The 8,421-nt window shown below is 68.9% G+C and carries 7 protein-coding genes; 2 read left to right on the top strand and 5 right to left on the bottom strand.

Annotated elements, in window-relative coordinates; genetic code table 11:
• Positions 1 to 146: 146 nt before the first annotated feature.
• From EAD89_RS29450 to EAD89_RS29430, 5 genes are all read right to left on the bottom strand, one after another.
• Positions 147 to 1,178 carry an ABC transporter ATP-binding protein gene (locus EAD89_RS29450; RefSeq protein ID WP_121677962.1) on the bottom strand — a complete coding sequence of 344 codons (1,032 nt, stop codon included), beginning with the start codon at positions 1,176 to 1,178 and terminating at the stop codon, positions 147 to 149.
• Positions 1,162 to 2,199: an ABC transporter ATP-binding protein gene (locus tag EAD89_RS29445; RefSeq protein ID WP_121656773.1), complete on the bottom strand. Its 1,038-nt coding sequence runs from the start codon at positions 2,197 to 2,199 to the stop codon at positions 1,162 to 1,164. The genes EAD89_RS29450 and EAD89_RS29445 overlap by 17 nt, the downstream gene beginning before the upstream one ends.
• Before the next feature lie 7 nt (positions 2,200 to 2,206).
• Complete coding sequence (locus EAD89_RS29440) at positions 2,207 to 3,163, bottom strand: ABC transporter permease (protein WP_121656774.1); 957 nt, start codon at positions 3,161 to 3,163, stop codon at positions 2,207 to 2,209.
• The gene (locus tag EAD89_RS29435) at positions 3,156 to 4,094 is read right to left on the bottom strand and encodes an ABC transporter permease (RefSeq protein ID WP_121656775.1); all 939 of its coding nucleotides are present in this window, start codon (positions 4,092 to 4,094) and stop codon (positions 3,156 to 3,158) included. The genes EAD89_RS29440 and EAD89_RS29435 overlap by 8 nt, the downstream gene beginning before the upstream one ends.
• Positions 4,095 to 4,286: 192 nt before the next feature.
• Positions 4,287 to 5,885: an ABC transporter substrate-binding protein gene (locus EAD89_RS29430; protein WP_121656776.1), complete on the bottom strand. Its 1,599-nt coding sequence runs from the start codon at positions 5,883 to 5,885 to the stop codon at positions 4,287 to 4,289.
• Between the two features lie 448 nt (positions 5,886 to 6,333).
• Here EAD89_RS29430 and EAD89_RS29425 point away from each other — a divergent pair, with 448 nt between their 5' ends.
• A complete protein-coding gene (locus EAD89_RS29425) occupies positions 6,334 to 7,194 on the top strand; it encodes a bifunctional methylenetetrahydrofolate dehydrogenase/methenyltetrahydrofolate cyclohydrolase (RefSeq protein ID WP_121677961.1) in 861 nt (286 codons plus the stop codon).
• Positions 7,195 to 7,345: 151 nt separating this feature from the next.
• Positions 7,346 to 8,296, top strand: a complete 951-nt coding sequence (locus EAD89_RS29420; protein WP_121677960.1) for a malate dehydrogenase — start codon at positions 7,346 to 7,348, stop codon at positions 8,294 to 8,296.
• The last annotated feature ends 125 nt before the right edge of the window (positions 8,297 to 8,421 follow it).

The following is an 8,421-nucleotide window of genomic DNA, read 5'->3' as shown; positions in this document are numbered from 1 at the left end:
CCCCCCGGGCCCCGTGCCCCGGGCCCCGGGCCCCGGGCCCCGCCCGAGCCCGTCGATCATGGAGTTGTGGTGCCTCGCAAAAGGGGTGTCGGCGGATAAGCCGGCCACCACAACTCCATGATCGACCCGGGCAGGAGGGGGCAGGGTTACGGGGTTGCGGGGCGGAGTTCGGCGAAGTGGCAGGCGGACGGGTGCGGGTCGGCGGCGCGGGGGACGGTCTGCGGGTCCTCGACGGCGCAGATGTCCTGAGCCTTCCAGCAGCGGGTCCGGAAGTGGCAGCCGCTCGGCGGGTCGGCCGGGCTGGGCACGTCGCCGACCAGCCGGATCATGTTGCGCTGATCGCGTACCTCCGGGTCCGGCACCGGCACCGCCGAGAGCAGAGCCTGGGTGTACGGGTGGGTGGCCCGCTCGTAGATCTCGTCCTCGGTGCCGATCTCGACGATCCGACCGAGGTACATGACGGCGACCCGGTCGGCGATGTGCCGCACCACCGACAGGTCGTGCGCGATGAAGATGTACGAGAGCCCGAACTCGTCCTGGAGCTGCTCCAGCAGGTTGATGACCTGGGCCTGGATGGAGACGTCCAGGGCCGACACCGGCTCGTCGCAGACGATCACCTCGGGCCGCAGCGCGAGCGCCCGGGCGATGCCGATGCGCTGGCGCTGACCGCCGGAGAACTGGTGCGGGTACCGGTTGATGTGCTCCGGGTTGAGCCCGACCACGTCCAGCAGCTCCTGGACCCGTCGGTCCCGGCTGCCCTTCGGTGCGGCGTCGCGGTGGATCTCGAACGGCTCGCCGATGATGTCGCCGACGGTCATCCGCGGGTTCAGCGAGGTGTACGGGTCCTGCATGACCATCTGCATGTTGCGCCGCAGCCGGCGCAGCTCGGCCCCGGACGCCTTGAACAGGTCCTTGCCCTCGAGGGTGGCCCGCCCGGAGGTGGGCGTCTCCAGCCGCATCAGCAGCCGGGCGAGGGTGGACTTCCCGCAGCCGGACTCACCGACCACGCCCAGCGTCTCACCGCGGCGCAGCTCGAAGCTCACGCCGTCGACGGCCTTGACCGCGCCGATCTGCCGCTGGAACAACACGCCCTGACTGATCGGGAAGTGCTTCACCAGGTTGTCGACGGACAGGATGGTCTCGCCCCGGACCTTGGTGGAGCTAGCGGGCGCTGTCATCACGGACCTCCTGCGCGAAGTGGCATTCGCTGGTCCGGCCGTCGCCGAGGACCAGGTCGTGCGGCACCACGTCCACGCAGACCTGCTGCACGTACGGGCACCGGGGGTGGAACGGGCAGCCGGAGGGGATCCGCATCAGGTTCGGCGGGAGACCCTTGATCGTCGACAGTTCCTGGCCGCGGACGTCCATCCGCGGGATCGACTCCAGCAACCCCTTGGTGTACGGGTGGGCCGGCGCCTTGTACAGCGAGCGGACGTCGGCGTGCTCGACGATCCGGCCGGCGTACATGACCGCGATCCGGTCCGCGACGCCGGCGACGACGCCGAGATCGTGGGTGATCAGGATCATCGCCATGTTCAGGTCCCGGCGCAGGTCGGCCAGCAGGTCCATGATCTGGGCCTGCACGGTGACGTCGAGCGCCGTGGTGGGCTCGTCGGCGATCAGCACCTTCGGGTCCAGCGCCAGCGCCATGGCGATCATGACGCGCTGCCGCATGCCTCCGGAGAACTGGTGCGGGTAGTCGCCGATCCGCTTCGCGGCGCCCGGGATCTTGACCAGATCCATCAGCTCGATGGCGCGGCGTCGGGCGTCGGCCCGGGACATGCCGGCGCGCTGGCGCAGCGTCTCGCCGATCTGCCAGCCGACCGGAAAGACCGGGTTCAGCGCGGACAGGGCGTCCTGGAAGATCATCGCGATCTCCTTGCCGCGGACCTGCCGGCGCTGCTCCTCGGAACGCGTGAGCAGGTCCTGACCCTGGTAGAGGATCTGGCCGGAGCGGACGACCGCGGGCGGGGTGTCCAGGATGCCCATGATCGCCTGGGCGGTGACCGACTTGCCCGAGCCGGATTCGCCGAGCACGGCGAGGGTCTCCCCGGCGTCGAGGTGGTACGACACGCCGTTGATCACCCGGGCCACACCCTCGTTGGTCCGGAACTCGACGTGCAGGTCCCGGAGCTCCAGCAGGTGGCCGCCCTCGGGCGTGGCGGAGGCGGGCGTGGGTTGGACGGTGGAGTGCGTCATGGGAGTTTCACCGCAGCTTCGGGTCGAAGGCGTCACGGATCGCGTCGCCGAGCATGATGAACGCCAGCACGGTCAGCGCGAGGAAGGCCGACGGGACGATCAGCGGCGTGGCCGCCTCCCGCATGTGGATGCGGCCGGTGTCGATGTCCTGGCCCCACGAGATGGTCGGCGCCTTCAGGCCGATGCCGAGGAACGAGAGCGTCGCCTCGGCGGCGATGAACGAGCCGAGCGCGATGGTCAGCACGACGATGGCCGGGGCCAGCGAGTTCGGCAGGATGTGCCGCCACATGATCCGGCCGTGGCCGGCGCCGAGCATCCGGGCCGCCGCCACGTAGTCCTGCTCCTTGGCGGTGATCACCGAGGACCGCACGACTCGGGCGGCGGTGGTCCAGCCCAGAATGGCCAGTACGAAGATCACCGCGGCGATCCGGGCGTTCACGCTGTCGCTGGACACTCGCTTGAGCAGCACGATCGCGGCCAGCAGCAGCGGGATGCCGAGCACCACGTCGATCACCCGGGAGAGCACCGCGTCGACCCAGCGGCCGAAGTAGCCGGCCAGCATGCCGACCACCAGCGCGATGATCCCGGTGCCGAGCGCGGAGAGCGCGCCGACCAGCAGCGAGGCACGCGTGCCGTAGACCGCCCGGGAGTACGTGTCGCAGCCCTGGAAGTCGTACCCGAAGATGGCCCCTCCGGACGGTCCGGCGTGCTGCCGGGAGAGCAGGCAGTCGTTCGGGCTGTTGGCGGTGAACACCCCGGGGACCAGGGCCATCAGGGTGAACACGACGACCAGCGCCAGCGAGATCCAGAAGATCGGGTTGCGGCGCAGGTCACGCCACGCGTCCCCGGCCAGGCTGCGCGCCTTGTTCGGCGCGCCGATCTGGTTCGGCGTGCCCGGCTCGCCCGAGGGACCACGCCGCGCGGCCTGGTTCTCGGTGGCCGCCACAGTTTCAAAGTCACTCATAGCGGATCCTCGGGTCGAGTACGGCGTACAGGACGTCCACCACCAGGTTCGAGACCAGGTAGACCACGACGAGCACGCTGACGATGCCCACCACCAGGGGGCCGTCCTCGGTGCGGATGCCGCGGAAGAGGTTGAAGCCCACGCCGGGGATGTTGAAGACGCCTTCGGTGATGATCGCGCCGCTCATCAGGTTGCCCAGCTCCACACCGAGGAAGGTGACCACGGGGATGAGCGAGTTCCGCAGCACGTGCACGGTGACGATGCGGCGCTTGACCAGGCCCTTGGACCGGGCGGTCCGGACGTAGTCGGCGCGCAGGTTCTCCGCCACCGAGGTGCGGGTCAACCGCAGCGCGGTGGCCAGCGACAGCGAGCCGAGCACGATGCCCGGCAGCAGCAGCGCGTAGAACGTCGGCTCGGAGCCGGCGGTGGGCGGGAAGAGCTGCCACCTGACGCCCAGGAAGTACTGCGCGAGCGGTGCCAGCACGATGGTCGGGATGCCCAGCACCAGCAGGGTCAGCACCAGCGTCGAGTTGTCGAAGATGCTGGCCCGGCGGATGCCGGCGATCACGCCGGCGGTGACTCCGAAGATGATCGCCACGGCTAGCGCGATGAGCGCCAGCTTCACGGTGACCGGCCAGGCCGCCTGGAGGATGTCGCCGATCTGGCGGCCGGTCAGCGACTGGCCGAGGTCACCCTGGAGCAGGCTCTTGACGTAGTCGAAGTAGCGGTAGAAGAAGCCGCCGACGCCGGTGGCGTCCAGGTGGTACTTCTCGGTCAGGTAGGCCCGCTGGGCTTCGGTCACCGGCCGCTCGCCGGCGAGGGCCTGGATGGGGTCGCCCTGGCCGGCGAACATCAGCGCGTAGACGATCAGGGTGGTCCCGAAGAACGCCAGGACCATCTGCAGTAGGCGCCGCAAGATGTAGCGGAACATGCTTAGCAGTCTCTCCGGAAATGTGCGAAAGGGTCGCAAGACGGCATCTCTGGTCGTACCCGAAATATCCGGGATGTCCGCCGTCCGGCCCGGGGAAGGCCGGCGCTACCAACGGGTCCGTGGTCCGGACCCGGTGAGCGCGGTCCGGGCCACCCGGGCGTTTCCGCCCGGGTGGCCCGCACCATGGTCAGCTCAGCTGGCCGCTTCGATCTTGACGAGGTTGACCCGCTGGAACAGGTCCATCTCGACGTTCTTGACCTTGGAGGAGTGGCCGAACACGTTCTCGCCGAAGCGGAGCGGGATCACCGGCATGTCCTTGGCCAGGATGTCCTCCGCCTGCTGGTACTTGGCGATCGCCTCGTCCTGCGTCTTGGCGGCGGAACCCTCCTTGACGAGCTTGTCGAACTCCGGGTTGCTGTAGCCGTAGTAGTTCGACGAGCCGTTGGTGCTGTACAGCGGGCCGAGGTAGTCCTCCATGGTCGGGTAGTCCATGACCCAACCCATCCGGAACATGCCCACCGGCTGCTTCTTCTCGACCTTGGTCAGCAGGTCGGCGAACTTCGGCTCGGCCGAGCCGACGACGTCGACACCCAGGTTGGCCTTCAGCTGGTTGACCGTGGCGTCGACCCAGTCCTTGTGGCCGCCGTCGCCGTTGTAGGAAATGACGATCTTCGACGGGCCGCCAGCGGCCTGGTAGAGCTTCTTGGCCTCGGTCGGGTTGAACTCCCCGGCCGCACCAGCGGTGTTGTCCCGGTAGCCCGGCAGCACCGGCGAGACGAACGAGCGGGCCGACTGCTGCGAACCCTTGAAGACCGACTTGGTGATCTCGTCCCGGTCGATCGCCATCGAGATGGCCTTGCGCACGTCCGGGTTGCTGTAGTCCTTGTCGAACGTCGGGAACGCGAGGAACTGGAACGACGACATCGGGCTGGTCTTGTACCGGTCACCCAGGTCGGCCGGGGCGGTGCTCAGGCTCTCGGTCGGGATCGTCGGCAGCACGTCCAGGTTGTCCGCCTGAACGTCCGCGTAGGCCGCGGTGAGCTGCTGGTAGATCCGGAACTCGATGTCCTTCACCTTGGGCTTCTCGCCCGGGTACGCGTCGTACCGCTCGACCTCGATCTTGCTGTCGTGCTGCCAGGTGCCCTTCATCTTGAAGGGGCCCTGCCCGATCGGCGCCTGCTCGTAGGAGTCCTTGAGCACGCCCGGGGCGGAGAACGCGGCATCCGGCATCGGGTAGAACGCGGTGTAGCCGAGCATCGTCCGGAAGTCGATGTACGGCTCGGAGAGCGTCACCTGGAAGGTCAGGTCGTCGACCTTCTTCAGGCCGGACATCTCCTTGGCCTTCGGCGCCTTGCCCTGCAGGTCGGCGTAGCCAGCGATCTTCTCGAAGAAGTAGTTGCTGTCCTGCCCGTTGGGGGCGTACGCGCCGTAGTTCCAGGCGTTGACGTAGTCCTCGGCCGTGACCTTCTCACCGTTGTGGAAGGTGTAACCGTCCTTGAGCTTGACCGTCCAGACCTTGTTGTCCGACGACGTCACGGAGTCGGCCGCGACCTCGTACGGCTTGTTCTGGGCGTCGTAGTCCACGAGCGGGGCGAACAGGCCGGTGAGCACCTGCGCGCCGGACGTCTCGGTGGTGTTGGTGGGAACCAGGTGCTTCGGTTCCGCGATCTGGATGCTGACAGCCGAACTACCGCTGCTGGACCCACCGTCTCCGCCGCTGCCGCAGGCCGCGAGGCCCAGCGTCACCGCGAGCGGGAGGGCGGTCCAGGCGGCGAGTCTACGAACTCGCATTGAGCCTCCTCATCTCCTCACGCTGCGCAGTCAAGCCCGACGCTGGGTTTACGCTGCGCAACAAGCGGTAACGGTAGGTCGGGCGACCGCCTTCGGCAACGAGCCGGTTGCGGCTGCATAACGGTCCGGGATGGCTTTCCTTGCCGAGTGCGGGCAGGCCTGCTACCCCAGACCGGGCTTAACCGGACCGACCTGCCTTTTCGCGGGTCGATTTCTCGCCCGGTGTGGCGTCTCGGCCCTCGCTGGCCCGCTCTGGGTTGAACGCCGTCTTCGCATCCCGGTGTGCCGGCCTGTCCGGTCCGGTGGTGATCAGCTCCACAAAACGTCACTGAGAGTGACTAGCGACACGTCACGTTTCGTGACCGGAGGCGAGTGGCAGGGATCTCGGCAACAGGGCCCGGACTCAGGTCGTCCGAACGGCCGGCGGCGGCCGTGAGACGATCTGGTCGTGACAGCGACGCTTCTGGACGGCAAGGCGACCGCGGCGGAAATCAAGGACGAGCTGCGGATACGGGTGAAGGCGCTCGCGGAGCGCGGCATCATCCCCGGGCTGGGCACGGTCCTGGTCGGGGCGGACCCGGGCAGCCAGGCGTACGTCAACGGCAAGCACCGGGACTGCGCCGAGGTGGGCATCGCCTCGATCCGCCGGGAGCTGCCGGCCGACGCCACCCAGGAACAGGTCGACGCCGTGCTGGCCGAGCTGAACGCCGACCCGGCGTGCCACGGCTACATCGTCCAGCTGCCGCTGCCGGCCCACCTGGACACCCAGCGGGTGCTGGAACTGATCGACCCGGCCAAGGACGCCGACGGCCTGCACCCGGTCAACCTGGGCCGGCTCGTCCTCGGCTACGACGGCCCGCTGCCCTGCACGCCGCGCGGCATCGTGGAACTGCTCCGCCGGCACGACGTGGCGCTGCGCGGCGCCACCGTCGCGGTGGTCGGCCGAGGCAACACCGTCGGCCGCCCGCTCGGTCTGCTGCTCACCCGGCGCAGTGAGAACGCCACCGTCACCCTCTGCCACACCGGCACGCTCGACCTCGCCTCGCACACCCGGGCCGCGGACATCGTCATCGTCGCGGCCGGCGTACCGGGCCTGCTCACCGCCGACATGATCAACCCTGGCGCGGTGGTGGTGGACGTCGGCATCACCCGGGTGATCGGCCCGGACGGCAAGGGCCGCTACACCGGCGACGTGGACCCGGGGGTGGCCGAGACGGCCGGCGCGCTGGTCCCGATGCCCGGCGGCGTCGGCCCGATGACCCGGGCCATGCTGCTCAGCAACGTCGTCGAACGGGCCGAACGCGGCTGAAGTGTTAGGAAGGGCACCTTGCCGACGCCTCGTGCGGAAAAGGGGCCCTTCCTGGCCTGACCAGGCCGTAACCGTCCGCCCCTGGCCGGATCGGTGCCAGGATGACTGATACGGTCCGGAAAACCGACTGGTATCAGGGAGTGGGACGACCATGGGTAAGAAGGTCACTGTCGTCGGGGCTGGCTTCTACGGCTCCACCACCGCACAGCGCCTGGCCGAGTACGACGTCTTCGACACCGTAGTGATCACCGACATCGTGGAGGGCAAGCCCGCGGGTCTCGCACTCGACCTCAACCAGTCGCGGGCCATCGAGGGCTTCGAGACCAAGGTGGTCGGCGTGACCACCGGCCCGAACGGCGAGGGCTACGAGGCCATCGAGGGCTCCGACGTCGTGGTGATCACCGCTGGCCTGCCCCGCAAGCCGGGCATGAGCCGGATGGATCTGCTGGAGACCAACGCCAAGATCGTGCGGCAGGTCGCCGAGAACGTCGCCAAGTACGCCCCCAACGCCGTCGTCATCGTGGTCTCCAACCCGCTGGACGAGATGACCGCGCTGGCGCAGCTCGCCACCCAGTTCCCGAAGAACCGGGTGCTCGGCCAGGCCGGCATGCTGGACACCGCCCGGTTCAGCAACTTCGTCGCCGAGGCGCTGAACGTGCCGGTCGCGTCGGTCCGCACGCTGACCCTGGGCTCGCACGGCGACACCATGGTCCCGGTGCCGTCGAAGAGCACCGTCAACGGCAAGCCGCTGCGCGAGGCGATGCCGGCCGAGCAGATCGAGGAGCTGGTCGTCAAGACCCGCAACGGTGGCGCCGAGGTTGTCGCGCTGCTCAAGACCGGTTCGGCGTACTACGCCCCGTCCGCCGCGGCGGCCCGGATGGCGAAGGCCGTCGCCGAGGACTCCGGCGAGGTCATGCCGGTCTGCGCCTGGGTCGACGGCGAGTACGGCATTGACGGCGTCTACCTGGGAGTCGAGGCCGAGATCGGCGCCCAGGGCGTCAAGCGGGTCGTCGAGACCGACCTGGACGCCGACGAGCGGGCCAGCCTGCTGGCTGCCGCCGAGGCCGTCCGCGCCAAGCAGGGCGACGTCGCGAACATGTGACACCCCGACAACGCGGAAAGGGGCGCGCCGGCGATGCCGGCGCGCCCCTTCCGCATCTCCCCTCCCGCCCCACCCCCGCCGGGGTGATCAAGAGGTTCGCGTCACCGGGAACGCGATTCCTGACG

The organism is Micromonospora sp. BL4 (assembly GCF_003667505.1).
Classification (GTDB): Bacteria; Actinomycetota; Actinomycetes; order Mycobacteriales; family Micromonosporaceae; genus Micromonospora.
Note: the sequence above shows the minus strand (reverse complement) of the source record. Positions and strands in the feature narration are given on the sequence as shown.

Coding starts and splice junctions, on each gene's coding strand:
- EAD89_RS29450 (WP_121677962.1), bottom strand. CDS start 1,178: ATGACAGCGCCCGCTAGCTCCACCAAGGTCCGGGGCGAGACCATCCTG.
- EAD89_RS29445 (WP_121656773.1), bottom strand. CDS start 2,199: ATGACGCACTCCACCGTCCAACCCACGCCCGCCTCCGCCACGCCCGAG.
- EAD89_RS29440 (WP_121656774.1), bottom strand. CDS start 3,163: ATGAGTGACTTTGAAACTGTGGCGGCCACCGAGAACCAGGCCGCGCGG.
- EAD89_RS29435 (WP_121656775.1), bottom strand. CDS start 4,094: ATGTTCCGCTACATCTTGCGGCGCCTACTGCAGATGGTCCTGGCGTTC.
- EAD89_RS29430 (WP_121656776.1), bottom strand. CDS start 5,885: ATGCGAGTTCGTAGACTCGCCGCCTGGACCGCCCTCCCGCTCGCGGTG.
- EAD89_RS29420 (WP_121677960.1), top strand. CDS start 7,346: ATGGGTAAGAAGGTCACTGTCGTCGGGGCTGGCTTCTACGGCTCCACC.